The sequence below is a fragment of the Pseudoalteromonas sp. S3178 genome (genome assembly GCF_005886985.1).
GTDB classification, from domain to species: domain Bacteria; phylum Pseudomonadota; class Gammaproteobacteria; order Enterobacterales; family Alteromonadaceae; genus Pseudoalteromonas; species Pseudoalteromonas carrageenovora.
In genome coordinates this window covers 57,981-82,129 of the sequence record NZ_PNCW01000036.1, presented here as the reverse complement: position 1 = coordinate 82,129, position 24,149 = coordinate 57,981, and the positions used below count along the sequence as shown (strand labels likewise).

Sequence of the window (24,149 nt, the reverse complement as noted above, 5' to 3'; positions counted from 1 at the left end):
TATGCAAATTAAGGTTTTAAATAACACGCTGCTGCGAAAACTTTTGGTCGTACACAACAGCGTTGTGAGCGTGTAAGCTTTCTTGGTGTTCAACTTTAAAGTGGTAGTCGCAAATGTTGTTTTTTAGCTGTAAGGCCTGTTTGATTCTGCGGGCGGCATCTTCGCAAAAAAGTAAGTTTTCGGCATTGAGCTTGGCAAATGCTTGTTCGTCTTCGCGTTTTACTGCGGTTTGAACAGGCGTACCAATCGCACTTTCTAGTTGTGTAATAAGTGCAGGTAAGTCAAGAAGCTCTTCACCTTTAATACGCATTGTTATGTACGCGTATGAGCGTTGGCTGTGTGGTGTAGCAATACTGCCTTGCTCTGATGATAGCCACTCTAGCAATGCGTTTTTATCAACGTGCTGCTCTGTAAATTGCTCTGCTACGGCATCGCTTAATGCTTTTCGCGATAGCGCGGCTGAGCACGGGCACGTGCTTGAATAAGCAATAGTAAGGCTAAGCTCGGTATTAATTTCACCGTCTTCAATGGTTTTACATACATTCACTGGGTACGCCTGATACCCCGACTGATTTGATAAAAGCGCAGACTTATTAAGTGTTAACTCAAAGGCTAAATTTACTTTAGCGCTTAAGCTTAGGCCTTGCTGAGAGTGCAGCATAGTATTTAATAACGCTGTTAAACTTTCGCCTGTTAAAGGCTGGTTTACGAGCTGCTCTTTAAGATGCAAATACAAACGCGACATATGTATGCCTTTGGCTTCGGCTTTATTTAAACTTACAAATATGTCGGCTTTGGCATGCGTATGGATAGGTTCGCCATCGTGTGGTAAAACATGCAAAGGCAGCGAAATTCCTTCCATCCCTACCCATTGTAAAGGTTGTGCATTCAAAGAATTATTCTGCGAAGTAATATCTGGCAAATGGCTTTTAGCATTCATAAATTTAACTATTCCAATTAACGATTAAAAACAAGAGGCATGGCAGGTTTGCTTGGTTTAGAGACCGTTTTGCCATCGTAAAGGCGCTCGCCATTAACCCACGTGCTTACTATTTTTGATGAAAACTCAACGCCATTAAAAGGCGTCCAACCGCAAAGGTAGCGGCAAGCGTCATGGCTCACCTTTGTAGTTTGCTGTGTACTTACAAGCACTAGGTCGGCGTAGTAACCCTCTTTTATAAAGCCGCGTTTATCTACTTTAAAACGCAGCGCGGGGTTATGTGCGGTTTTTTCTACTACTTGTTCAATGCTCAAGCGGTTGTGTTTAACGTGTTCTAGTAAGCTTAAAAGTGCGTGCTCTACTAAGGGTAAGCCTGCTGGCGCGTTAATATAATCAGTTTGTTTTTCTTGCCATGTATGCGGAGCATGGTCGGTGGCAATAATATCTATTTGATTATTTTTAACCGCGTTTATAAGCGCATCGCGATCGGTTTTAGCTTTTATGGCAGGGTTACATTTTATTAAGTTGCCTAAGGCTGGGTAATCTTGCTCGCTAAAATATAAATGGTGCACACAGGCTTCTGCAGTAATACTTTTATTGGCTATATCGCCTTTAGTAAATAAACTCAGCTCTTTTTCGGTAGTTATGTGCAATACATGCAATTGCGCATTGTATTTTTTAGCAAGCGACACCGCATATGACGATGAGGCATAACACGCCTCATCGTCACGAATTTTTGGATGGTCGGTAATACTAGGCACAATGCCTTGTTGCTCATAGCGCTGATTGTTTTTGCTAATGGTTTTTCCATCTTCGCAGTGGGTAACTATAAGCACTGGGCATTCGCGAAATATCCCCTCAAGTGCTTGTGGGTTCTCTACTAATAAATTACCGGTAGAGGCGCCCATAAACACCTTTACGCCACATACTTTTTTAGGGTCGAGCGCTTTAATGTCATCTAAATTGTGCTCTGTAGCGCCAAGGTAAAAAGAGTAATTAGCATAAGAGTGCTGCTCGGCTATGGCGTATTTAGCCTCAAGCGCAGCTTTGTTTGTGGTTGAAGGGTTAACATTAGGCATTTCCATATAACTGGTTATTCCGCCGGCCACTGCCGCGCGCGACTCAGTTAATATAGAGCCTTTATGGGTAAGGCCTGGCTCTCTAAAATGTACTTGGTCATCTATCATGCCTGGGAGTAAGTACGCGCCTTTTGCGTCAATTACATCATCGTTTTCGCTCGGGGTGATATTAGGGGCAATGCATTCAATAAATTGGTTAGTAATACGTACATCTAAGGTTTTTATTATACCTTGGTTTACTACACTGGCATTTTTTATAAGTTGGCTTTTCATGCTTATAAGCTCTTTTAATTAGCAAGTTATGTGGGAGTATTGGTGGCCAAATATTAGCTTTGCCAACTAATAACAGGGTTATTGCGCGTCACCTCTGTTGAGCTTTGCCCTGTGTTACTAATCCACTGCACGTTAAGCGCATTAAGTGACGGCATTAACTTAAACAACGTGACCGAAAAGCCTAAAACCGGCGTTTTGCAGTTAAAATTGTAGGTGGCTTCAACATTATGATGATCGTGCTCATCGTGCTCATCGTGCTCATCGTGCTCATCGTGCTCACTGTGGCTGTGAGCCAGTGAGTTTTCGGTGCTTTGTAAAATACACTGCCCTTTTATATCAATAGCGTGGCTGCTATTTTTTAATTGCTGAGCAAGTACATCAATAGCATTTTTATCTGCTGAGTTTGCAGCTTGGTGCTCAAAACCTAGCGCATCAGCAGCAGGAATAATAAACTGCATTTGCAGCACGCTACCCTCTTGAGCAATAAGTAACTCACCTTCTCCATGCACATGTTTTTGAGCATGAGCACTAAAGCCCATACTTAATAGCAGGGCAACACTCAGCCTTTTTGTAAACGTTTTCATAAGCTAACCCTTATTCAAAATAGAGCTAAACACATCAATTGTTATAATATAACATATTGACCGTATCCTAAAAAGATAATAATTAAGGCTCTATTGGGTTGGTAAAGCCATTTATTGTTTATAGGTACAGATACTGGTAAGTTCAGGTTAGTTATATAAATAATTTATTTTTAAGGAAAAACATGACACTGTCATTGGAAGATATCACCGCCGATAACTACGAAGCCGTATGCGATTTAGAGGTTGCTAAAACACAACAAGAATACGTAGCGTGTAATATGTGGTCGTTGGTTGAGGCGCACTACAATAGCGGGTACACCTGTAAAGCGATTTACTTAAATAGTACACCTGTTGGCTTTTTTATGTGGGTACAAGAAACCCCTACAAAGGTTTCTATTTGGCGCTTTATGGTTGATCAAATTCATCAAAATAAAGGCATTGGGCGCAAAGCTCTGGCTATGGCAATTGAAGAGATTAAAACGATTTCTAAGCTTGAACAAATCGAAATTTGTTATAACCCGCAAAACCCAATAGCTAAAGACTTTTATTCAAGCTTTGGGTTTGAGGAGGTTGGCCTCGATGAGGACGAAGACGACATGTTAGCGGTTATTAAAATTAGCCGTTAACTCATTGATAAGTAGACCGCTAATTTTAAGGAATAATAATAGTTGAAAGGAAATACTGTCATCATAAGACCATTTGCAGAGAACGACTTTTTAGCCGTTCAAAACATATATCAGCAAGGTATTGATACCGGCAACGCGACGTTTCAAACTGAAGCTAAAAGTTGGGAGCAATGGAATAGTTCTATGCTCAACTGTTGTCGTCTTGTAGCAGTTGAGAATGAAAAGGTGCTTGGCTGGGCCGGGTTATCTGCGGTTTCTAGCCGTGAGGTATACTCGGGCGTTGCCGAGGTAAGTGTATATGTTGCAAACCAAGCCCAAGGTAAAGGTTTAGGGCACGCATTGCTTTGTGCACTCATTAATGAATCAGAAAGTAACGGTATATGGATGCTACAAGCCAGTTTATTCCCTGAAAACATAAACAGCATTGCTCTACATACTCGTAATGGTTTTAGGCAAGTTGGAAACCGAGAAAAATTAGGACAGCTGCATGGCGTATGGCGCAATGTAGCTTTAATGGAAAGGCGCAGCGCCGTAGTAGGTCTATAACCCTACAAACAGCGCAATGAGTGTGTATGTGCCTTTGGTGAATGTTAAACCGTTTTAGCGGGTAGCTTAGCGGCTGTTACTGCTAAATAAGTGAGCCCAATAATACCTGTTAGTGCAAAGGCCGATAAAATAAATGGGTCAACTAACAGGTTATCTTTAAATTCAAAGGTGCCTGCTGATATTTTTTTCCAGCCCATAAAGTGCTGATTGGCGGCCACTATTGCGCCAAAAAAACCAATTACTAAAGCAAAATATTTGCCTATCCAGTGTGTAACCGCAGGCGTTATTATTAATAAACCTAAAAGGCCAATAACTGAGCGCTGCACTCTACAATAGGGGCACACATACACAATGCCTAATAAATCAGTGCTCCACGCAGCTATTGAAATAACAATAGCTATTAAGCCCACTATTTTAATATGCGCAGAATAGGTGCTTAAATTTAAAATGTTCATGTACTGCTTTCCTACTTAAAATTATGCTAAAACCAGTGCGGTTAAAAACATGCCCAAGCCAAATACAGTGTGCCCTGCAAAGCTTTTTATGCGCGTAACTGTAGGGTTAGGTGTTTTTGCACCGGCCATGCCCGCCCCCATGCCTGGCATCATAATAAAAAAGGGGGCAACTATGCCAAACCATGCAACAAGTAAAGCAGGTAGTATGGTTGGCAAATCAAGCCATTGGGTGTTTACACACACCATTAATATTAAACCGTACGTTATGCCAATTAGGTAATGTACAACCCATCCAATGGCAAGCTCACCCGGTATTTTTTCGGCCTTAGGTAGCGCAGGCTGATAAAATTGTCCCGACTTCATATGGCCTACCCAGCGCCCGACTAATCGCCAATTTGTGGCGGGTAAAGCAAAAAACTTAGCGAGTAACCCCGCGTAAATATCTAACACTAGTGTGCCCCCTATACCTATTAATATAAAAGTATAGATAGAGTCGTTGATCATGTGTTGTGTCTCCCGACGATCCGTAAATTGGTAGGCGTTTTGCTGTTGAGTATACATAGCACAAATAGCAAAGCGCGTAGACTTGGTTATGTAATGTGATAACATTACCAAAACACCATTATGAACACTAATGGTAAAAACTGGTTTTGGAATGAATATAAATCATAATGCTTGAACGTAATCATCTACACATCATTAAAGAGGTTAATCGCCTTAAAAGCGTGACCGCCGCGGCCGAAAGTTTAAACTTAAGCCAGTCGGCTGTGAGCCATACTATTGCTAAATTAGAGCGCCGATTTGGCGTTAAGCTGTGGCACCGTAAAGGCAATACGCTTGTGTATTCTCAGGCGGGGCTTTATTTACTCTCGCTTGCAGACAAAATGGTCGCAGAGTTCGAATATGCAGAGCGAGTACTGCAAGAGTTTGCCCAAGGCCGGCGAGGAATAATGCGCATAGGAATGGAGTGCCACCCGTGTGAGCAATGGTTAATGGGTAAAATTCAGCAATTTTTAAAAGCATGGCCAGAGGTAGACGTAGAAATAAAAAGTGCCTTTAGATTTGATGGCATAGCAGCGCTAAAAGCCAACGAAATAGATGTACTAATAACCCCCGACCCCGTAAATACAGAGGGTTTAAACTTTAGGTCGGTATTTAACTACAATTTATGTATTGTAGTGAGCGAGCAAAACCCGCTATACAACAAAACGTTTGTTACAGCACACGATCTCGAAGACCAAATACTTTATACCGTGCCCGTAGGCTACAACCGCTTAGATGTATATACCCGATTTTTAGACCCCGCTAACGTGCAACCCAAACGCAGAGTACCCATAGAAACCACCGAAATGATGCTGCAATTAGTGTCTGCCAATCGGGGCGTGGCAGCATTACCCGAGTGGCTAGTGTCATCGCACGAAAGCCGTTTAGGCATAAAAGGCATCCGCATAGGTAATAAAGGGCTTCAAAAAAGCGTGAATGTAGGCGTGCGCGATGACGACTTACAGCTTGATTATGTAAAAGGGTTTATAGAATCAACACGCTCGAATGTGTAAATGGCTTTGCCGTTAAATGTAGGGCGGTAAAGTGAATTAATAATTTGGGGGATTAACTTGAGCTGTTAGGTATGTGCCTGTGTAGGTCGGATAAGCGAAGCGCCATCCGACACAGTAAAATGCCTGTTCATTTATTATCAACATTTTATGTTGCATCGAGTAGTTGAACTCACAGCCATAAACGGTCATTGGTAAACCTTGGTGTATGAAGTCAAGATTTGACCCCATTCACTTTATTATGAGTCCTCTATTAAATAAAGCTCGAACAAATGTTCATTCTCATCTTTGTTACGAGAAAACATATGGAAATCACATTTAACATTATGCTTTGAAGTATACTGATTTTTTCCTATGTCATTGTATGAAAGATTGAGCTCAAGGGAAGGGATTTTTATGTCGTTAAAATTAAGTTCTAATTCCCTGTGAAGCCCAATATAAATGGGTAGTAAATATGAATAGCTCGGAGGCAAGTTTAGTGTAGTACCTTGCGGGTCTTGCGCAGAAGCCAACAAATACTCAAATTGAAAATCAGTCATTTTGGCATTTATCATAGAGTTGGACTTATCATGTGCTTCGATTGATAAAAAATGATCCTTTTTTTCAATATAAAAGTTTCGATGAGCCTTTTGAGCTAATTTATTAATTTCTTCAATGAGACTATTTAAATTAAAAGTCCAATTAGCATTTATATTCTTTGCAGCACCAACTCCAACATTAACTAATTTGATCGATGCTTGTTGCTCTCGAGAAGAGCCAGCAAGATACCAATCACTTGAAGTACCTTTTACTTTGACAGAAAAGTAACGTTTCAAAATACACAAATCAGGTTTATAGCTAGCCTTACGTTGTTTAAATAATTCGAACAATGTAAAAAAAGAAATAATAGCAGCACACATAGCTGCTGTACTTGAAGCTAAAGTTAGCCAATCAGATAATATCATTTACACTCCATTGTTTTTGATTAATGCTTGGGCTCACACCGCCCCAATAAGGGGCTAAAATGTGTAGCGAAGCGAAACTGAGTAAACAGCATAAACCCGCTTGATTGCCTTGTTATTTAGCAAAAGATCGGTTTATAAAAACTAAACACCTGCTATATGTGATTCAAGATCTTTAATATTGGTAGGTAATTCATAAATATATTCGAAGAGATATTCCAATAGATCTATCATAGCTTTTGCTACTTCTTCATTTGGCTCTTTACTCTCGTCAAAATGTGCACCTAAATTTCCACCTTTCCTTATAAGGTGCGCCAAATTGTTTAGGGGCTCGATCCAATCTACATAGCCTTTAGCAGCTTCAATTGCACTTGCTAAATTATTTTTTCGTTCGCCTTCAGGAAGTAAATAATAAAATATCCCCTCTAACGTTCTTCTACAGCCTACGGCTGTAGCTATATAGTTTTTTGAATTATAGGAAACTAGAGAAGACTCATATGCGACTTGTAATTGTTCAGGAATATATTTTGTGTAGTCTTTTTTTGCACGTATTGAACTCATTTCTGGATACATATAAAGGTTATCTAAATCTATAACCTCGTCGGTTTTTGATTTAGGCCCCATACAGTAAAAATTTGCATCATGGTCACAAGAAGGACAAGGCGAAGAGAAATTGAAAGCCTTACGAAATTGCATGTCATTTACAGGGTTTTCCAATTTAAAAATTACTTGCTCTGAACATTCAGGACAATGTGTTTTGATTGAAAACGGCAAATAATATTGATTTCCATACCAATGCCACCTTTTAACTGAACTTAATGATAATTTTTGCACGATAGTTCCTTTGATGCATAACGCCCTCTTAATGGGCAAAATATAGTTGGCTAAAATTAAGCGACGAAGGAGCAAAAGCCAACTGTATTTTGTCCTTATTAAACAGCTTGTTATGCATTTGTGTGATAATGATCTCGATGGTACCTAATAAAGTCGATATTGATGAGGTGTTTTTTTACAACATTAAGTTTACCCTCAATACCTACCAGATCTAAATTATCACTTATAGCAAAGCCACCATTGTCAAGCATAACATGGTGGTTAGGGCATAAACACAAAAGGTTGCTCTCTATATCAGGTCCGTTATGTGGTTCACCTAAAGGTTTAATGTGAGCTGCTTCAGCGTATAAACCAGCACTGGTTTCAATTGCTACCCCACATACTTGGCATTTGTAGTTATGCCAAGACTTTACATTCTTAGCTTTTTGATAGTTTCTTACAATACGATTAACTGTTGATGGTTTTCTACCTGGAGCATCATATTCGCCAGATGGCTCTTTTACTATGTAGTCAGCAGGTGAGCCCTCTTGAGCAATTAACCTGTATCTCCAAACCTTATACCCAGATTTTCCTGTTTCGTACCAGTAGTTTTCTACGTGATATAGCCCTGCATATCGGTAGCCTTTTATTGGGCTTAATTCATTTTGATGTTTGTGTCCACGAGTTACTCGGACTGGAAGATTTTCAATTTTGCTTTTAGCTAAAGCTAGGTTTACACCATCTAGCTCTTGATCTGAAACCTGTTTACCATTTTGTTGACCTCCAGCGCCCGTATAAATAATGACGTTACCAAAATCTTCGTCATCCTCATACCCTCCAGAAAGTACGATCGAGTTAGCACCTTCATTTTTACCACCACTTATTCCTGCAACTAAAGGAGGGTGAACTTTAGCTTTAGCTAAAGACTCTCTATTATCAAAGATATCACCTGGACTAACTCCATTTATTTCACCGAAAGTGCGCATCTAAATCCTTATATGCATAACAATTTAATCAGAAGACACTTTCCCCATTTTATCGCGAAAATGTCCTTATTTTGTGAACTTACATTAATAGCAAACAGTTTAAGTTATTGCTAGCTATAAATATTATGCTTTCTGAAATTTATATAAGCATGTAAAAAAGAGGAAAGTGTCCTCTTATTCTTACTAAGTTACTGACGACTCACCTGTATGAACGCACTCGCTCATAACTCCACATCAGCTGCCGTTATGAGCAAACCATTAAAACGCTAAGCTCAAACATCAGCCATTACACATCACGCTTTAACGTTTTTTAAGTAATGCTCAACGCCTATATTTGCTGCATCAATCGCACCGGCAACGTAGCCCGGAAATTGCACCGACCACTCACTACCAATACCTACTAAGCTTTGATGCCACGGGCCATTTTGCGCGGTTATGTAAGGAGCAGGCGCATGCGTATTTGCTGCATGTGTATCAAGCGACGTTGCTGTGAGTGGGTCTTGTGCCCAGTCTTTAATAATATCGACTTTTGGTGTGGCTGCTTGTGCGCCAAAAAGCCTGACCAATTGCGCTCGACAATGTGTGATTAAATCTTCATTACTAATGCGTTTTCGATCATCGGCGGGTATGCCAATAAAGCCAAATAATGCGGCTTGGCCTTCTGGGTTTGATGCATCGTGTATTTCTGCCATTGGCCCAACACTGCTGCGGGCGCTGCCCGAGAGCGTTTGCTTACGCCAAAATGGCGTATCGTACACAGCAATATACTTGGCGTGTGGTGCCATCCAGGTTGCGGTATTTTGCCACTGCGTTACTAAATTGCTTGGCAATGCGGGGGTAAATGTTATTTGGCTTACGGCTAAGCGTGGCGGTAGCGCAAGCATTACATGCTCCACATTTACCTGATTATTTGCTGTGTTTGAGGTGCTAAAGTTAACTTCAATATTGTCGTGTTGATGGGTAATTGTGTTTACCAAAGCACCGATAACTATTTGTTTGTTGCTAAGCTTTGCGTGTAAGGCATTAATGAGAGTGCCCATGCCACCTTTTAATCGCATAGACGTAGGAGCATGCGTATAACCGCGCATCGCTGTGGGCGGTTGGGTATGTGAGCGCTCTACTAACGTATTGCCTTGCTCGTACTGGGCAAATGTTTCTAGGTTTAGGGTTTTAATAATCGCATTTAATTGCGGTTGAAACTCTGGCCAAAACCACGTTGGGCCGAGGTCAAAGTTATTTTCTGTAGCTTGCGAAAGGCTTGTAAAGCCCATAATACGGCCACCTAATTGGGCTCTGGCTTCAAGCAATATGTAATCGGTAATGCCGCGTTGCTCTAGCTGATAAGCTGCATACAAGCCGCTTAGCCCACCGCCTATAATCGCAATTTTTGTACGCATTATTTAGCCTCCACAGCCTATATTGTTAAAATTACCTACTTTAAGATAAATTTTAGCGCTGTTATTTCCCGCTGATATTACCGCTTTATTATTACATGGCAGCCTTAGCCAGCTTCCTTTTGAATATTCTACCTCGTTATGTACTACGCTGCCGCTCAGTACAAATAACTCTAAGGCATTATGTGCATTTATATTATCAAATAGGGGCTGCTGCGGAGCTAACTTTACCAGTTTAGTTACTTCGTTATCATTTTTATAAAGCGGGCATATTATGCGGTTGTTTTGTGTTATCCACGTAGCTGGATCGTCTGTATTTATCCGCACTGGGGTGGTTTCTGTTACGCACATTTGCCACAGTTTTACAAAAATTGTGGCGCCACTTTTACTCTTAGGTGCATGTGAAGACCCTGGCGGATTTCGTAAATAAAAGCCTTGTGGGTAGTCGCCCGACTCATCTGAAAAGGTGCCCGAAAGTACCATTATTTCTTCACCACCTGGGTGAGCATGACTTGGAAAAGTAGACTCAGGCGCGTAGCGTACTACGCTTGTTGCTCTGGCTTTTTCAGCGCCTATTCTGTCGAGCATTACGCGCTCAACACCCGCCTGAGGCGATGTTTGCCAACGATATTGAGTTGGCAGCATTAAAGCGTGTTGTGAAAAATCTGAATTGACTCGCATTTATCCAACCTAAATTAAACAAGAGCAATAACATACATTATTGCTCTATAAATTTGCGCCCATCGAGGGCTTTAAAATTACGTATTAATTACGACCAGCCATTACACCGCCGTCAACATCCCATACAGCACCCGTTACCCAAGCGGCTTTGTCGCTGAGTAAAAACGCAATGGTATTGGCGACATCTTCGCTTGTACCTACACGGCCAATTGGGTGGAAGCTGTTAAAGCCTTGTAGGGCATCGTTTACTTCGGCCTTAGGAATAAAGCCTTCGTAAATTGGCGTTTGTACAACCGCTGGCGATACAGCATTAACGCGAATATTGTACGTTGCTAATTCCATTGCTAAATGTTGAGTTAGCGCATGTAAGCCTGCTTTAGCCATTGAATACGCTGACGATGGTGTAGCGGCAATAGCTTGCTTACCCCACATAGAACCCACATTTACAATAGCGCCTGCGCGTTTAGCTGCCACTAAATTAGCGGCTACTTTTTGAGTAATAAAAAACAAGGCGCGGTTAATTTGCATGTATTGATCGTAATCAGCCGCTTCGTGCTCTAAAAATGGTTTAGGGAAAAACACACCGGCGGCATTTACCAGTAAATCGACGTCTGCGTGGTCTTGTGAAAGTGTGTTAATTAAGTTTTGCACGCCTTCATCGCTGGTTAAATCAGCGGTTAACACCTCAACAGTGCCTAAAGCTGATAGCTGCTCTTTTGCTGCTTGGGCTTTTTCTTTACGGTGGCCAACAATTACAGCTTGGCCGCCTTGCTCTAAAATTAATCGAGCCGTTTCAAAACCCATTCCGCTAGTACCACCAATAACGAGTAATTTTTTACCTGAAAATTGCTTAGTCATGATTATTTCTCCAAGCGCCAATATGCGCTGTATTTGTTATATAAATAAAAAGTAATAAGTTGCCTAATAGCAAGTAGCTTGCTGTTTGGCTTGGGAGGTATTTTTTACTTATTTACTTGCTTTAACAAACGAGATAATCTGAATCATCAATAAAGAAAAAGTTTATCGTATGAAATCTCCCATACATCTCAATGCATTAAAAGCGTTTGAAGCAAGCGCAAGGCACCAAAGTTTTTCAGCGGCAGCTGATGAGTTAAACGTAACGCCTGCTGCAGTTGGGCAGCTGGTAAAAACATTGGAAGAGTGGCTCGATACGCCGCTGTTTCATAGAATGAGCTCGGGTAAAACACGGCTAATAACCACCGAAACCGCGCAAAATGCCCTGCCATTAATACGCGAAGGGTTTGATAAACTTGCCCAAGGGCTAGACATTTTAAAAGACAACGCCATAAGCGGCGCGTTAACGGTTGCAGTAAGTCCTGCATTTGCTGCTAAATGGTTATTACCTAGGTTGCATCGCTTTCAAGAAATATGTACGCAAACCAATGTAAATTTAAATACTAATTTAAAACCGGTGGATTTTGCAGATCAGCGTATAGATGTAGGCATACGCTTTGGCGTAGGCAATTGGCAAGGATTAAGCGCAGAAAAACTAATGGATGAAGAAGTATACCCGGTATGCTCACCTAAATTTTTAGAAGACTCAAACCGCTTAAGTACCATTGATAAACTATTGAACGAAACCCTAATACACGATCAGTCAATGGATGATCATACTGGTTTTCCGTCTTGGTCGGCGTGGTTAAAAAAAGCCGGAATAACAGGCCCTTTAACCACTAAAAGCATTCAAATAAATAATTCGGCAGCGGTATTGCAGTCAGCTATTGACGGCCGCGGCGTAGCTTTAGCGCGCAGTGTTATGGCTAAAGATGATCTCGCCGCAGGGCGATTAGTCAGGTTATTTCCTAATATTTATTTTGAATCGCCTTTGGCGTATTACGTTATTTATCGCCCCGAATGTGCTGAACTGCCAAGAATACACGCATTTAAAGAATGGCTGTTTAAAGAGGTAGAAAACTCCGTGGCTAAAAAAGATTAAAACTCAGCAGTATTTTTATAAAATACAGCAGTAAAGAAAATATTTACCATGGTAAAAGATAATCTCTGTGGTTAACCACGTTAATTCCCCGTAAGCTTTCGCTCCAAGTTAGCCACTTTAATTATTAAAGTGGCGTTTAATTAGCAGTAAAAATTATGTCACAAGTAAGAGGAATAATTAAAATGACACCCACCTTAAATTTTGAGTTGGCAGTTCAAAAAATTATCATGACACCGACTCTAAATATGTAATTATCAGTTAAATTAAGCGCTTTTAATGGGGTTTATTAGCTGTAATTATAAAAAGTGCAGCAATATGGATAAATTTAAGAGGTATTGGGTTGGCATATTTATGATTTATTAATTTTAGGCATGGTTAAACCTGCATTTGAGCAGTTTTAAAACTATTAAGGAGGTTTTTAGGCTAGTAGCTTTTTACAATTACTATAATTTACTCGTCGTTTTTTATTTAAGTGTCCGCAATAACTTACGTGTGATTGTGGCTTACCTACAGCGCCGTGAAATAAGCGGGTAAAATCAGTAGTGAGTTTTAACCAATTTTCTGGCGATATGTTTACTCTTTCTAATAAAGGGAGTTGAGTGTTTTCAATAAAACCTGGTTTGTCATTGCGAATAATGCGCCCTGTGAGCTCAACTAATTCGAGGTAATATTTAAGCTCGAACGGTAAACCTTTTGGCATAAATTTACGGGGTTTACCTGCAAACTTTAAAAGTTGTTTGGGTTGCTTTGCATTTTCTGCGCTTTTAATTCGCTTTTGCACACTGGTAAAGTTTGAGTCTTCAGGAGCTTTAGCTACTTTTGCTCTAATTGGGTTTAGATCAACGTAAGCCATACAAGCTGCAAGGGCAGCTTCATCAAGAAGAGCTTGTGATTTAAAACGCCCTTCCCAAAACCGGCCAGTGCATTTATCTTCTTTATTAGCTTTTCGAGCAATATGTTCGTTTAAAACGCGCATAAACCAGCTAATGCTAGATAACCTTTCTCTATATTGAATAATAGTTTGGCTTAAAAAGTAGCGCTCAGTATTACTAAGTTCTTCACCTTGTAAAAATTTTTGCGTTAGTGGTGTACCTTTACATAGCTTATGCCAGCGCAGCACTATGGCTTTGTCATTCAATCTATTTGCTTTTTTATCATCAACATAAAGCACAATATGCGTATGATTACTCATAACTGCATAAGCACATATATCAATACAAAATATTTTAGCGAGGCTAAATAGTTTTTGCTCTACCCAGCCCCTTCGATGTTCATAAGATTTACCTGTTAATGAATCCGCGCCGCATAAATAAGCATGGCGCACACAACGTGAAATACAGTGATAGTACTTTGTATCGGCCAAACTTATTTGGCGTTTTCTTGCAATAGCCATGTAGCACCTGTTTGTTTATTGAACTGAATAAATCTTAGTTGCTAAATGGCTAAAGTACAAAAATAAAGATGGGTGTCATCATAACTTTATTAACGCAAGTTAAGTTGCACAATGGTGAGTATGTTCAGGCAAACTTGTACTCATTAAATGCTGAGCAGCACTTTATAAACCAGCGTTTTTAAGCTAAAGTGCTGGCTATTTATAAATTAATTAATTAATCGCAAAGTCTTTTGTTTCTAAATAGCTTGGCACACTTTTAAAGCATGCCTCTAGCTTGCTTATGAGAACAGTATCTATTGAAGTATTTAATGCAGCATCACACTTTAATTCCCCGTTATATTCACCTCTACTAAGCGGCACTAAGCTTAGTGAGTCATAGCTTGGTTTACTTTGTATTTTATGAATTACCAAGCCTTGCTGCGCTGTTAGCTTTATTAACTCAAACGCATTTTTTTGTGCTTTATTGGTCGTTATTTTTTCAATGTATAACGGGTTTTTAAAAGTTAGCTTGGTTGTAAAAAGTGCTTTGCCACCGCGTTCAAAATGGCTGTTAAATACAGTTACGTTTAAGGTGGGTGTCTTTTTATTTATTAATAAGTTTAGGTCAAATTTGGTTGGTAAAATAGTGATCTGACGTTGCTCGTTTGCTGCTTTTTTTAAAACACTTTTGATTGTATTAAAGTGGGTGTCACTTGTAGTTACTTCATACACTATTTGGTAGTCGTGTGGAGGAGCGTATAACGGCATGTGGCTAGCCAGTACTTTATCGCCCGCTAATATAAGCGCCATACCATGAAATCCCACGTAGCTGTGGGCTTTATGTGTGTTCTGTGAATTGTGTTGAGGTGTGTTTGCAAGCGCTGCGCTCGACAATAAAATAAAAAGTAGCAGTATGTGTTTCATGTTAATGCTCAAAAATAAATATAGCGTTACTATAAGCTGGTTTTTATGTATAAATAATCGATAATAAGTTATTAGTTGTTTCCTTTTAATCAACATGGTTTGGCGCTATGCATTTAGACGACATTGAAAAAGTAATTCATATGGCGAGTTCGCAAAATCTGCATACAACCGCTAAGCATTTTAATATTACCCCAGGAGCGCTGTCTAAAACGCTAAAAAAGGTTGAGGCAAACTTAGCCACAGAGCTGTTTAACCGTGTGGGTAAAACCTTAGTGCTTAATGATAAAGGCAAAGAGTTTGTTAAGCACAGTAGTGATTTAGTTCATAATTACCAGCAGCTTACTAGCCGTTTTAAAAGTGATAATCATAAATTTAATGCGGTTATTGCAGGCCCTGCCATTTTACTTAAAAGTGGCCTTAAAAAGCTGCTTACACCTCTTAGCCAACTACCCTGCTCGGTGCGTATTAATAATGTGTTTGAAGGTGAAGCCATAAGCCAAGTTGCGTCTGGCTCGGCGCATATTGCGCTAGTAACTCGCGAGGCACTAAATAATAGCTCACATACTAATTTAGTGTCGGTTGATGTATTTAATACTGGGTTTAGTGTGGCAGCACATGCTTCGCATCAGCTAGTTCAAAAAGGTGCATTAACGCTTAATAAAAAACAATTACTGCAGGCGGTTTTTGCATGCCCTTTGTTTTCGCCGTTATGCGGCTTAGAGCAAGGTGTAGGCTCCGACGGCTGGCAAGATCACATGGCCCCGCGCAATATTGTATTTAGATGTAGCGACTACAGTGCATTAATAGAGGTTGTGCAAAGTGGCTTGGCGTTAGCGTATTTACCTAACTTTGTGATTGACGATTTAGGGCTTACAAAATTAACTGTAAAGGGGGTTAACAGTCACTACAGTGAAAGCATTGTAATGATATACAAACCATCAAAGGCCGATGGTTGGCTTAATAAACTTATGCATTCTTTATAAAAAAGGTCTTAAAAAAATAAAGCGCCTTAACCACTACACTAAGACGCTTTAGGATGAAAACTTTAAGTTGCTAGCTATTAAAAATTATAAGCTAACGACATTTTTAATTGAGTTGGCGCACCTGGGTAAACCCATAAAGCGTTGTAGCTACTTTCTGCGTAATCTTCATCAAAAATGTTATTAACACTGATATTAAGTTCGGTCTGCTCGGTTAAATTAACTTGTCCAAACACGCCTACTAATTGATAGCTAGGTAGCCTAAAACTTAAATCGGCGGCATCACCTAAACGGCTACTTGTGTATTGGTAACTTGCACCAAATTCAAGCTCTTTGCCCATTAACGCCGTTTGGTGGCTAAGCGTAAGGTTTAGGTTGTTTTTTGGTACATTTACCAGCGGGCTGCCTTTTTCAATTGGCACGCCCCAATCGGCATTAATAATATCGTTTGCTGTGTTGGCATCTATATAGGCGTACGATAAGCTAAACGCGGTTGCATCAGTAATATAGGTGTTTAAATCAAGCTCAAAACCTTTACTATCGGCTTTACCAATAGGCGCTGAAAAACCAACGTTTACAGGGTCTGCCACTAACATATTACTTTTAGAAGCATCAAAAAATGCCACAGTACCGTTTACGCCTAAGTATTCAAACTTAGCGCCAACTTCAAACGAGTCGCTGTATTCAAAGCCAAACGGGTCGCCGCTTGCATCAGTGCCGCTTAGTGGCAAAAAGCCTTCTGAGTAGCTGCTGTAAAAGGTGAGTGCATTATTTAGCTCGTACACTAGACCAACACGTGGGCTTATTTGACTCTCAGAGCTTGTTGAAAACACGCCGCTGTTGGTTTCTAAAATGTCTTGGTCAACGCTGTCAAACCTTAGGCCAACTAAGAGCTTAAATTTATCGGTAATATCCATTTGGTCTTGAACATAAATACCGTAAGCTTTTTGCTCTTCGTCGTTTTCGTAAAGTAAGCTAACTGCTGGGCGCTCAACATCGTAGTTTGGCTCAAAAATATCAACAGTATAAGTACCATTACCGCCACGGTAGCGTGAAAGCGCTGTACGTAAATCGTACTTATATGCATCGGCACCTATTAATAAGTGATGCGTAATGCCTGCTGTATCTAAACTTCCGCTAACTTCAAACTTAACGCTTGTGTCTTCTACTTCGTAGTCGCGATAGCGCTGCTGACGGGTAAGTGTGCGGCCATCGTCAAATAACGATTGGCGCGATGGCGAAAGCTCAGCATCCGACGAAAACCCCGTTAATGTAGAGCTGCGGTAGTTTGCACCTACAACAAGTGACCATTCGTCGTTAATATCGTGATTTAACGTAATTTGATGACCACGAGAGTAAACCTGCGTGTCGCCATCGTTTGGGTTACCTAAATAACGTGAGCTTGGTACGGTGTCAAAATCGTTATCAAGCACTACAACACCACGGTCAAATAACTGGGCTAAATCTACGTATTCAAACTCATACGTTACACTGGTCGATGCGTTTATTTGATGATAAATAGACGGCGTAATCACCTTTTTATTGGTGTACACCTCATCGCGGTAGCTGTCGCTATCTTGCCACGCGCCATTTATTCTAAACGCAGTGGTGTCGTTAATGCCGTTAGTGTAATCGCCTTCAACACGGTTAAAACTGTCGCTGCCTAAGCTTAGTTTTAGCTCACCTTGAGAATCAAACTGTGGCTTATTGGTCACAATATTAACAGTGCCACCAGGCTCCGAGCGCCCATAAAGTGCAGAACCTGGGCCTTTTAATACTTCTATGTATTCAATGTTTGATACATCGCGCGGGCCGCTAAAACCGCGCCCACCACTGAAGCCATTAATTAAATAGCCCGACGGCATGTTTTCGTTACCCGAAAGGCCACGAATAGAAAAGCTATCCCATAATGCGCCACTGTTATTTTTGCGCGAAATACTCGCTGAAAAATCAAGCGCGTCTTGTAATTCGGTAATGCCTTTTTGATCAAGTGCAGCGCTGCTAACACTTACAATAGACTGCGGCATTTGCTTTTGAGGAATGTCGCCACGGTAAGCTTGTTTATAAGTGACAGATATTTTTTCAATTTCGTCGGTTTGCTCTTGCGCAAGTGTTTGCGCACTAATGCCTAAACAGGCTAAATAAATTAAAGAGTACTTCATGATGATAATAGGGAATAAGCTAATGTGATATTATAACGATAAGTTTAGCATGTGTTACTTTATAACAAAAAGACTTTTTTGAATTTAAAAATTGCATTAGCAGCTTTGTATACATCACGTTAGTATGGTGATCTCTTTAGGTTACATAACGATAATTATATGAGTATAAAAACAAACGCGTTAATTTACTTTTTAGCCTTTTGCAGTGGCTTTTGCATTATGGGTATTGAGCTTTTAGGAGGGCGAATTTTAGCGCCTTTTTTTGGCAGTAGCGTACATATTTGGGGCAGTATAATTACTGTATTTATGCTTAGTTTATCCTTAGGTTATTTACTCGGTGGCAAACTTAGTACTAAAAATGCATCGCTTACTAAATATGGGTTAATTTTTTTAGTGGCGAGTATTATGGTGGTGCCTATTGCGCTGTTTTCGCAGCCAATAATGGAATTTATATTTACCCACATTGAAGACACACGCTATGGCTCTTTGCTTGCCTCTACAGCTTTATTTTTTATTCCTACCGTTATTTTAGGCATGATTTCGCCTTATTCTGTTCGCTTATTAGTAACCGACAGCGAAAAAAGCGGCCAAGTTGCGGGTGTTTTATATTTTGTAAGCACGCTAGGCAGTGCCTTGGGTACTATTATTACCTCGTTTTACTTTGTGCTCGCGTTCGACGTAAACACCATAATTAGCGCGTTTGCATCAACACTTGGCCTACTTGGTGTACTTGCTATTACTGTTAACAGCCTTGGCGGTAATAAGGAGTTAGCGCATGCTTAAATACTTACTCTTAGCTGCCAGTGTGTTTTCAGGTGCAGCGTTTAGTAATGTAATACACGAAGAACGCTCTTTGTATCGAAATATTATTGTTGATGAAACACGCGACCTACGCTGTCTTAAATTTAATACAAAAAGCAGCCAGACTAGCCAAAGTTGTATGTATAAAAACGATCCCGACAAACTCGTTTTTAACTATACCAAGCTTACTTTTGCCAGCCTTTTAGTAACACAAAACCCTAAAAACGTGCTGGTTATAGGCTTAGGTGGCGGTACGCTTTCTAATGTAATTCATGAGCTTTACCCAGCCGCTAAAATTCATAATGTTGAAATAGACCCAGCTGTTTTAAAAGTAGCCCGCGATTACTTTAACTTTATAGAAACTGATAAAGTTACATCAAGCGTGCAAGACGGTCGTATATTTATAAAACGCGCGGCTATTAAAAAGCAAAAGTACGACTGGATCATTCTTGATGCATTTAATGGCGATTACATTCCTGAGCATTTGCTTACCAAAGAGTTTTTTGAAGAAGTACAAAGCGTACTGGCCGAAGGCGGTGTTATTGCAGCTAATACGTTTTCGAGCAGCAAATTATACGAGCACGAGTCGGCAACGTACCATAGCGTATTTGGTGATTTTATTAATGTAAGCCGTGCTAATCGCAGCAACCGTATTATTTTAGCGGGCATTAAAACTATGCCAACCCAGGCGCAACTTAACGAGCGTATTAGCGCCCTTGAACCACGTTTAAAAAAATACGATGTAGATATAAAAGCAATTAGTACCTACATGCAAAGCACTAAAAACAACCAAGACTGGCCTGCAGATACAAAAGTACTTACCGACCAATACTCCCCCGCTAACCTTCTTAACTTTTAAAACTAGTATTATGAACTATTTAAAACGCGGTTTACCGCGTTTTAAATATAACTTATTACTTACTTAAATTTACTTTCGGTTATTAGTACAATCATTGGTAACTTTATAATATTATTTTAAAAATTAAACTTAGTTGTTCGTAATGAACTTTATAAGTGACTTACAGCAAAATGCTGTTTATAAATTATGGGTATTAACATGTTGGAAGTTATAGGCATCATTGCCTCTGTATTAGGAATACTCGCTTTTTTTGCTGTCGCACCAAAAGATTTACTCACTAACTTTAAAAGCTGGTTTGTAGAACCTGTTAGCTCTATTAGTAAGCACAAACATAAATTAGATATAAAAGAATTATTTGATTTACTTAACGTAGAAGATATACGTCCTGAAAACCTTTTTGTTAAAACGCCCTTAAAAAGTAGTTGCTTTGATTCGGAGTTACTTGATTACAATACAAAGCTTCCTACTGAATTAGAAACACTAAAACAAAAAGAAATAGCAGATAAAAAAGCACATTCAGAATTAAACGGCCTAACGTTAGATAATAATGGATCTTTTGGCCTTAGGCGTATTGATGTAAGTAGACCTGAGGGTACAAATGGTAAACGTAATAATATTTACAAACTTATACTAGAGCCAACAGATTACTTTAGTTTTGTGTTTCCAAATTTATGCCTAGAAAAACCCTATTACAGCGATGCGACTCAAGAAAACCATACTTTAAGAGATATGCTTTCGTTAGATAAAAAAGTATTGTCTATATCAACAATGAGGAACTTTCCGCAGGTACAATTCAAAGTTGGTACTGGTACGTTAGTCGTCACTAAAGATGGTTATGTGATTTGCTCTGTTAGATCCATGAACCAGTTTATTGCAGGTAAGCAAAGTAACGATGAAATATCAGTACATTTGTCTGCTGCTGAAGGTATGTACCGTTCCGTAAACAATCCACTATGTAGCGATATTGACGACCAAAATAAACCTTCACCTTTTGCTACGAGCGCACGTTCGCTTAAAGACGAACTTAATTTATCTGATGAACACTTCGACACTAAAAATATAAGTTGTATAGGATATTTTACCGACTTAAAAAGAGCGCAGCCATTTTTTCTGTTTTACTTACAGCTTAATCTAACAATTGATGAGTTTTTCTCTATTTATTCTAATACAAGCGCTGATATACATGAAAACGAAGCTATTTTTGCTTTACCAAAAAATTTCGAAAATCTAAATAAGTTATTCTCGGGTGTATCTTTTAGCGAGCTAGATACTAAATATCCTGCGATATACACTGATTTTTTTACAACTAACAGTGGTACAAAAGTGAGAATTGCTTCAAACCATGCAAAAGCAGGTTTTGCTTCTTATGCCTTCAAAGATCTTGGACCCATCACTCACAACATGATTTAACATTTATTACTTCTCTAAAAAATACAGTGGCTTTTAAGTAACCTTAAAGATTAATACTATTTAAAAACCACTATTTCATTCCCGATTTTAAACTTTAAAATATCTACATTGTGATACATCACCATATATTTACTTAGCACGCTAATTAATGTTAAAATACTTAGCATGCTAACTAATTTGGGGTGGTTATGACTACTCAAAAACCTTTTCACGAAACGCTCGATTTAACCATTATCGGCAATATGGGCCGCGTCCATAGGCTATGCCGCGAAGCCGTTACCATAGCTGTTGAGCCTTTAGGGCTTACGCAATCACGTTGGACAGCCCTAATGCACATAGATATGCGCGGCGAAGGGTTAACTCAACTTGAGCTTGCTAACAGCTTAGGTATAGAAATGCCTTCACTCACTCGCACTTTAAAACAGTTAGAGGATCAGCTTTTAATCACCCGCAAAATAGATGAGCACGATAAACGCAGTAAAAAGATTTATTTTACTGAGCAAGGCGGCACTATTTTGCATTCTTTATTGGAGACAGTCAGCGACATAAAAAATCAGTTATACAGCGATTTATCTACTGAGGAGTTAGATGCCATGGCATTGTGTTTACTCAAAATGGAACAAAACGCACTTGAATGTATTGAAGTTAATAAGTAAGGTTAAAAATGACACCCGATCAAAAATTTGCACGCTATGTAAGGTTTTCTCTCATAGGGTTTATTTTAGTATTTATCTATTATTTAGTGGCAGATATGGTTTTACCTGTTACGCCGCAAGCGCGTGTTTATCATCCTGTTGTGCAAATATCTCCACAAATTAGTGGTCGAGTTACTAATGTAAAAGTAAGTAATAACCAAGCTGTTAAAGCTGGCGATGTTTTATTTAGTATCGACCAAGACCCATATATTTTAGCCAAAGAACAAGCGCAATTAGCACTAGACGACGCAAAGCTGCAAAATAAGCGTTTAGATACCAATGTAAAAGCGCTTGAAGCACAAATAAGCGCAGCCAAGGCAAAGCAACACGAACAAAAGTTACTTAAAAACCGAGGCGAAAAGCTCTATACGCAAAAGTCTATATCGGAACAAGCGCTTGAAAGCATTCGTGCCAATTTTCAAGCTAGCAAGTCAAGCGTTGCAGCCCTTGAAGCGCAATTAGCCGAGGCTATTTTGGCGCGTGGTGAAAGTGGCTCGCAAAATTTAGCAATGCGTCATGGCGCTAACCAATTAGCGCAAGCTGAACTTAATTTATCGTACACTCAGGTGCGCGCTTTAAGCGATGGCACAGTTGCTAATTTGCAGCTGCTCGATGGTGCGTACGCTGTTGCTGGGCAACCTTTGTTGGCTATTGTGGCTAAAAAAGCTGATCTGGTTGCCGACTTTAGAGAAAAGTCACTTTCTAATATGAAGCCGGGCTCTCAAGCTCGAGTTGTGTTTGATAGCCGCCCTGGTGAAGTTTACGAGGCCGTTCTTGATACTTTTGAAGCGGGTGTAAGTAGCGGCCAGCTGAGTGCTAATGGTTTATTAAGTACCACAGAAACCAGTAACCGCTGGGTTCGCGATGCGCAGCGTCAACGTATTCATTTAAAGCTTACAAACCATCAAGATTTAATAGCCAATATGCCAAGTGGTTCTCGTGCAACGGTGCAATTATTGCCGCAGTCGAGTATTGGGCAATGGTTTGGCTCAATACAAATTAGATTTATTAGCTGGTTACATTACATTTATTAAAGGAGGCCTTATGAGCAAAGTTGTTAGCCAAGGCCCACAATTAGACTCCAATGGCTTGCGCCAAGCACTGCGTATTGCGGGCGGGTGCACAATTGGTTTTACAATTAGTAAATTAATGAACTGGCCAAACGGTATATTTTTTACCGTTTACCCTATGTTGCTATTAGGTATGGTACCTACATTTAGCCGCGCTGTTATAACGCAATTTATTGCCTCGGCTGCGTTTAGCGCTTTTGTAGTGCTTATTATGCAAGGGCTGTTTTCTCATTTGCCTGTACTAATGACCTTGTTAGTTTTTGCTGTTTTTTGCATTTTGTTTTATCAAATGAGTTCAGGCGCCGCCTTTTTATTTGGTGCTTTAGGTGTGGTGAGTTTATCTATTCAGTTGCACTTTTCAAGTTATGTAGATCAAGGAAGTAGTATTTATCCGCTTATTTTAAGTAATGGTTTAGCTATTTTTTTAACCGCGATTATTGCTGCAATAATGCATGGCATATTCCCTGATGTAACTGCCCGGCCAGGGCGAGCAATGCCTACTAAAGCAAAAGAAAGTATTCGTCATGAAGTACTGCTTTGTGCAAGTGTGGCTACACTTTCTTTTGTGGTTTTTCAGGTACTTGATTTAAACGACTCTATTTCGGCGCAAGCAGCATCGGTACTTATTTTATTTTCATTATGCTGGAAAGCCGCAGGAATGGCTGCATGGCAGCGTGCTATAGGCACACTTATTGGCTGTAATGCTGCACTTTTATCGCAATTGCTTTTGTATAGCCACTCAGACTTTTTACTTTTCCCAATTATTACTTTATGGATACTGTCGTTTATATTTGCGCGTTTTCATATTTTAGGTGGCGGTATACCGGGCATTGGCTTTGGCGTACTAACAACCTTTGGTATTTTGTTTGGTAACTATTTAGGCCCTGGGCAAGACCTAGTTTACAGCGCACTATATAGATTTAGCTCGGTATCTGTGGCTATTATTTTAAGTTTGTGTGCCGTGTATGTAATGCACCATATACTTAATCGCTTTAGTGTTACTCGTCATCATACTTTTGAATAGCACATTAATTTATAAATATTAAAA

General features: G+C 39.8%; 25 protein-coding genes. 11 read left to right on the top strand and 14 right to left on the bottom strand.

Annotated features, from left to right (window positions below; translation table 11 throughout):
• Positions 1–16: 16 nt before the first annotated feature.
• The 3 genes from folE2 to CWC11_RS11360 are packed head-to-tail and all read right to left on the bottom strand — an operon-like array spanning position 17 to position 2,876.
• A complete protein-coding gene (gene folE2, locus CWC11_RS11370) occupies positions 17–940 on the bottom strand; it encodes a GTP cyclohydrolase FolE2 (protein WP_138682788.1) in 924 nt (307 codons plus the stop codon).
• Positions 941–957: 17 nt separating this feature from the next.
• The gene (locus CWC11_RS11365; protein WP_138682787.1) at positions 958–2,292 is read right to left on the bottom strand and encodes a dihydroorotase; all 1,335 of its coding nucleotides are present in this window, start codon (positions 2,290–2,292) and stop codon (positions 958–960) included.
• A 53-nt stretch (positions 2,293–2,345) separates the two neighbouring features.
• Positions 2,346–2,876 carry a ZrgA family zinc uptake protein gene (locus tag CWC11_RS11360; RefSeq protein ID WP_138682786.1) on the bottom strand — a complete coding sequence of 177 codons (531 nt, stop codon included), beginning with the start codon at positions 2,874–2,876 and terminating at the stop codon, positions 2,346–2,348.
• 182 nt (positions 2,877–3,058) lie between these two features.
• Here CWC11_RS11360 and CWC11_RS11355 point away from each other — a divergent pair, with 182 nt between their 5' ends.
• Both CWC11_RS11355 and CWC11_RS11350 read left to right on the top strand, forming a co-directional pair.
• Complete coding sequence (locus CWC11_RS11355) at positions 3,059–3,502, top strand: GNAT family N-acetyltransferase (protein ID WP_138682785.1); 444 nt, start codon at positions 3,059–3,061, stop codon at positions 3,500–3,502.
• A 42-nt stretch (positions 3,503–3,544) separates the two neighbouring features.
• Positions 3,545–4,048: a GNAT family N-acetyltransferase gene (locus CWC11_RS11350; RefSeq protein WP_138682784.1), complete on the top strand. Its 504-nt coding sequence runs from the start codon at positions 3,545–3,547 to the stop codon at positions 4,046–4,048.
• A gap of 44 nt (positions 4,049–4,092) precedes the next feature.
• Here CWC11_RS11350 and CWC11_RS11345 read toward each other — a convergent pair whose 3' ends face one another.
• The gene (locus tag CWC11_RS11345; protein WP_138682783.1) at positions 4,093–4,503 is read right to left on the bottom strand and encodes a hypothetical protein; all 411 of its coding nucleotides are present in this window, start codon (positions 4,501–4,503) and stop codon (positions 4,093–4,095) included.
• Positions 4,504–4,524: 21 nt separating this feature from the next.
• Complete coding sequence (locus tag CWC11_RS11340) at positions 4,525–5,112, bottom strand: DUF2938 domain-containing protein (protein WP_212748084.1); 588 nt, start codon at positions 5,110–5,112, stop codon at positions 4,525–4,527.
• A gap of 62 nt (positions 5,113–5,174) precedes the next feature.
• Between CWC11_RS11340 and CWC11_RS11335 the strand changes: the two genes are divergently transcribed.
• The gene (locus CWC11_RS11335) at positions 5,175–6,059 is read left to right on the top strand and encodes a LysR family transcriptional regulator (protein WP_138682782.1); all 885 of its coding nucleotides are present in this window, start codon (positions 5,175–5,177) and stop codon (positions 6,057–6,059) included.
• A gap of 236 nt (positions 6,060–6,295) precedes the next feature.
• Here CWC11_RS11335 and CWC11_RS11330 read toward each other — a convergent pair whose 3' ends face one another.
• The 6 genes from CWC11_RS11330 to CWC11_RS11305 all read right to left on the bottom strand — a co-directional run bounded on the left by CWC11_RS11330 (position 6,296) and on the right by CWC11_RS11305 (position 11,729).
• A complete protein-coding gene (locus CWC11_RS11330; protein WP_138682781.1) occupies positions 6,296–7,000 on the bottom strand; it encodes a hypothetical protein in 705 nt (234 codons plus the stop codon).
• Between the two features lie 141 nt (positions 7,001–7,141).
• A complete protein-coding gene (locus CWC11_RS11325) occupies positions 7,142–7,831 on the bottom strand; it encodes a DUF4145 domain-containing protein (RefSeq protein WP_138682780.1) in 690 nt (229 codons plus the stop codon).
• Between the two features lie 110 nt (positions 7,832–7,941).
• Positions 7,942–8,796, bottom strand: a complete 855-nt coding sequence (locus CWC11_RS11320) for a YDG/SRA domain-containing protein (RefSeq protein WP_138682779.1) — start codon at positions 8,794–8,796, stop codon at positions 7,942–7,944.
• A 293-nt stretch (positions 8,797–9,089) separates the two neighbouring features.
• Positions 9,090–10,193, bottom strand: a complete 1,104-nt coding sequence (locus CWC11_RS11315) for a flavin monoamine oxidase family protein (RefSeq protein ID WP_138682778.1) — start codon at positions 10,191–10,193, stop codon at positions 9,090–9,092.
• Positions 10,194–10,196: 3 nt separating this feature from the next.
• Positions 10,197–10,871 carry a cupin domain-containing protein gene (locus tag CWC11_RS11310; RefSeq protein ID WP_138682777.1) on the bottom strand — a complete coding sequence of 225 codons (675 nt, stop codon included), beginning with the start codon at positions 10,869–10,871 and terminating at the stop codon, positions 10,197–10,199.
• An 84-nt stretch (positions 10,872–10,955) separates the two neighbouring features.
• Entirely contained in the window at positions 10,956–11,729 is a 774-nt protein-coding gene (locus CWC11_RS11305) for an SDR family NAD(P)-dependent oxidoreductase (RefSeq protein ID WP_138682776.1), read from the bottom strand.
• A 169-nt stretch (positions 11,730–11,898) separates the two neighbouring features.
• On the opposite strand from CWC11_RS11305, the gene gcvA reads away from it, so the two are divergent.
• The gene (gene gcvA / locus CWC11_RS11300) at positions 11,899–12,828 is read left to right on the top strand and encodes a transcriptional regulator GcvA (protein ID WP_138682775.1); all 930 of its coding nucleotides are present in this window, start codon (positions 11,899–11,901) and stop codon (positions 12,826–12,828) included.
• Between the two features lie 418 nt (positions 12,829–13,246).
• Here the strand turns inward: gcvA and CWC11_RS11295 are convergent, their stop codons facing one another.
• The gene (locus CWC11_RS11295) at positions 13,247–14,221 is read right to left on the bottom strand and encodes a transposase (RefSeq protein WP_138682774.1); all 975 of its coding nucleotides are present in this window, start codon (positions 14,219–14,221) and stop codon (positions 13,247–13,249) included.
• A 210-nt stretch (positions 14,222–14,431) separates the two neighbouring features.
• Positions 14,432–15,124, bottom strand: coding sequence for a hypothetical protein (locus CWC11_RS11290; protein ID WP_138682773.1), 693 nt, complete (start codon positions 15,122–15,124; stop codon positions 14,432–14,434).
• A 107-nt stretch (positions 15,125–15,231) separates the two neighbouring features.
• Between CWC11_RS11290 and CWC11_RS11285 the strand changes: the two genes are divergently transcribed.
• Positions 15,232–16,107, top strand: coding sequence for a LysR substrate-binding domain-containing protein (locus CWC11_RS11285; RefSeq protein ID WP_138682772.1), 876 nt, complete (start codon positions 15,232–15,234; stop codon positions 16,105–16,107).
• A 77-nt stretch (positions 16,108–16,184) separates the two neighbouring features.
• Here CWC11_RS11285 and CWC11_RS11280 read toward each other — a convergent pair whose 3' ends face one another.
• Positions 16,185–18,266, bottom strand: a complete 2,082-nt coding sequence (locus CWC11_RS11280; RefSeq protein WP_138682771.1) for a TonB-dependent siderophore receptor — start codon at positions 18,264–18,266, stop codon at positions 16,185–16,187.
• 159 nt (positions 18,267–18,425) lie between these two features.
• On the opposite strand from CWC11_RS11280, the gene CWC11_RS11275 reads away from it, so the two are divergent.
• The 6 genes from CWC11_RS11275 (at position 18,426) to CWC11_RS11250 (ending at position 24,125) form a co-directional block, all read left to right on the top strand.
• Positions 18,426–19,049, top strand: coding sequence for a fused MFS/spermidine synthase (locus tag CWC11_RS11275; protein WP_138682770.1), 624 nt, complete (start codon positions 18,426–18,428; stop codon positions 19,047–19,049).
• A complete protein-coding gene (locus tag CWC11_RS11270) occupies positions 19,042–19,926 on the top strand; it encodes a spermidine synthase (protein WP_138682769.1) in 885 nt (294 codons plus the stop codon). The genes CWC11_RS11275 and CWC11_RS11270 overlap by 8 nt, the downstream gene beginning before the upstream one ends.
• A gap of 198 nt (positions 19,927–20,124) precedes the next feature.
• Positions 20,125–21,336, top strand: coding sequence for a hypothetical protein (locus tag CWC11_RS11265; protein WP_138682768.1), 1,212 nt, complete (start codon positions 20,125–20,127; stop codon positions 21,334–21,336).
• 188 nt (positions 21,337–21,524) lie between these two features.
• Positions 21,525–21,992, top strand: a complete 468-nt coding sequence (locus tag CWC11_RS11260) for a MarR family transcriptional regulator (protein ID WP_138682767.1) — start codon at positions 21,525–21,527, stop codon at positions 21,990–21,992.
• An 8-nt stretch (positions 21,993–22,000) separates the two neighbouring features.
• Positions 22,001–23,065: an HlyD family secretion protein gene (locus CWC11_RS11255; RefSeq protein WP_138682766.1), complete on the top strand. Its 1,065-nt coding sequence runs from the start codon at positions 22,001–22,003 to the stop codon at positions 23,063–23,065.
• A 10-nt stretch (positions 23,066–23,075) separates the two neighbouring features.
• Positions 23,076–24,125, top strand: coding sequence for a DUF2955 domain-containing protein (locus CWC11_RS11250; RefSeq protein ID WP_138682765.1), 1,050 nt, complete (start codon positions 23,076–23,078; stop codon positions 24,123–24,125).
• Positions 24,126–24,149 lie beyond the last annotated feature (24 nt).

What these genes read in the sequence shown, in the direction of transcription:
- CWC11_RS11270 (WP_138682769.1), top strand. Translation starts at nt 19,042, where the DNA reads ATGCTTAAATACTTACTCTTAGCTGCCAGTGTGTTTTCAGGTGCAGCG.
- CWC11_RS11340 (WP_212748084.1), bottom strand. Translation starts at nt 5,112, where the DNA reads ATGTTATCACATTACATAACCAAGTCTACGCGCTTTGCTATTTGTGCT.
- CWC11_RS11310 (WP_138682777.1), bottom strand. Translation starts at nt 10,871, where the DNA reads ATGCGAGTCAATTCAGATTTTTCACAACACGCTTTAATGCTGCCAACT.
- CWC11_RS11335 (WP_138682782.1), top strand. Translation starts at nt 5,175, where the DNA reads ATGCTTGAACGTAATCATCTACACATCATTAAAGAGGTTAATCGCCTT.
- CWC11_RS11260 (WP_138682767.1), top strand. Translation starts at nt 21,525, where the DNA reads ATGACTACTCAAAAACCTTTTCACGAAACGCTCGATTTAACCATTATC.
- CWC11_RS11330 (WP_138682781.1), bottom strand. Translation starts at nt 7,000, where the DNA reads ATGATATTATCTGATTGGCTAACTTTAGCTTCAAGTACAGCAGCTATG.
- CWC11_RS11360 (WP_138682786.1), bottom strand. Translation starts at nt 2,876, where the DNA reads ATGAAAACGTTTACAAAAAGGCTGAGTGTTGCCCTGCTATTAAGTATG.
- CWC11_RS11290 (WP_138682773.1), bottom strand. Translation starts at nt 15,124, where the DNA reads ATGAAACACATACTGCTACTTTTTATTTTATTGTCGAGCGCAGCGCTT.
- CWC11_RS11275 (WP_138682770.1), top strand. Translation starts at nt 18,426, where the DNA reads ATGAGTATAAAAACAAACGCGTTAATTTACTTTTTAGCCTTTTGCAGT.
- gcvA (WP_138682775.1), top strand. Translation starts at nt 11,899, where the DNA reads ATGAAATCTCCCATACATCTCAATGCATTAAAAGCGTTTGAAGCAAGC.
- CWC11_RS11345 (WP_138682783.1), bottom strand. Translation starts at nt 4,503, where the DNA reads ATGAACATTTTAAATTTAAGCACCTATTCTGCGCATATTAAAATAGTG.
- CWC11_RS11285 (WP_138682772.1), top strand. Translation starts at nt 15,232, where the DNA reads ATGCATTTAGACGACATTGAAAAAGTAATTCATATGGCGAGTTCGCAA.
- folE2 (WP_138682788.1), bottom strand. Translation starts at nt 940, where the DNA reads ATGAATGCTAAAAGCCATTTGCCAGATATTACTTCGCAGAATAATTCT.
- CWC11_RS11280 (WP_138682771.1), bottom strand. Translation starts at nt 18,266, where the DNA reads ATGAAGTACTCTTTAATTTATTTAGCCTGTTTAGGCATTAGTGCGCAA.
- CWC11_RS11305 (WP_138682776.1), bottom strand. Translation starts at nt 11,729, where the DNA reads ATGACTAAGCAATTTTCAGGTAAAAAATTACTCGTTATTGGTGGTACT.
- CWC11_RS11365 (WP_138682787.1), bottom strand. Translation starts at nt 2,292, where the DNA reads ATGAAAAGCCAACTTATAAAAAATGCCAGTGTAGTAAACCAAGGTATA.
- CWC11_RS11250 (WP_138682765.1), top strand. Translation starts at nt 23,076, where the DNA reads ATGAGCAAAGTTGTTAGCCAAGGCCCACAATTAGACTCCAATGGCTTG.
- CWC11_RS11265 (WP_138682768.1), top strand. Translation starts at nt 20,125, where the DNA reads ATGTTGGAAGTTATAGGCATCATTGCCTCTGTATTAGGAATACTCGCT.
- CWC11_RS11255 (WP_138682766.1), top strand. Translation starts at nt 22,001, where the DNA reads ATGACACCCGATCAAAAATTTGCACGCTATGTAAGGTTTTCTCTCATA.
- CWC11_RS11295 (WP_138682774.1), bottom strand. Translation starts at nt 14,221, where the DNA reads ATGGCTATTGCAAGAAAACGCCAAATAAGTTTGGCCGATACAAAGTAC.
- CWC11_RS11315 (WP_138682778.1), bottom strand. Translation starts at nt 10,193, where the DNA reads ATGCGTACAAAAATTGCGATTATAGGCGGTGGGCTAAGCGGCTTGTAT.
- CWC11_RS11355 (WP_138682785.1), top strand. Translation starts at nt 3,059, where the DNA reads ATGACACTGTCATTGGAAGATATCACCGCCGATAACTACGAAGCCGTA.
- CWC11_RS11320 (WP_138682779.1), bottom strand. Translation starts at nt 8,796, where the DNA reads ATGCGCACTTTCGGTGAAATAAATGGAGTTAGTCCAGGTGATATCTTT.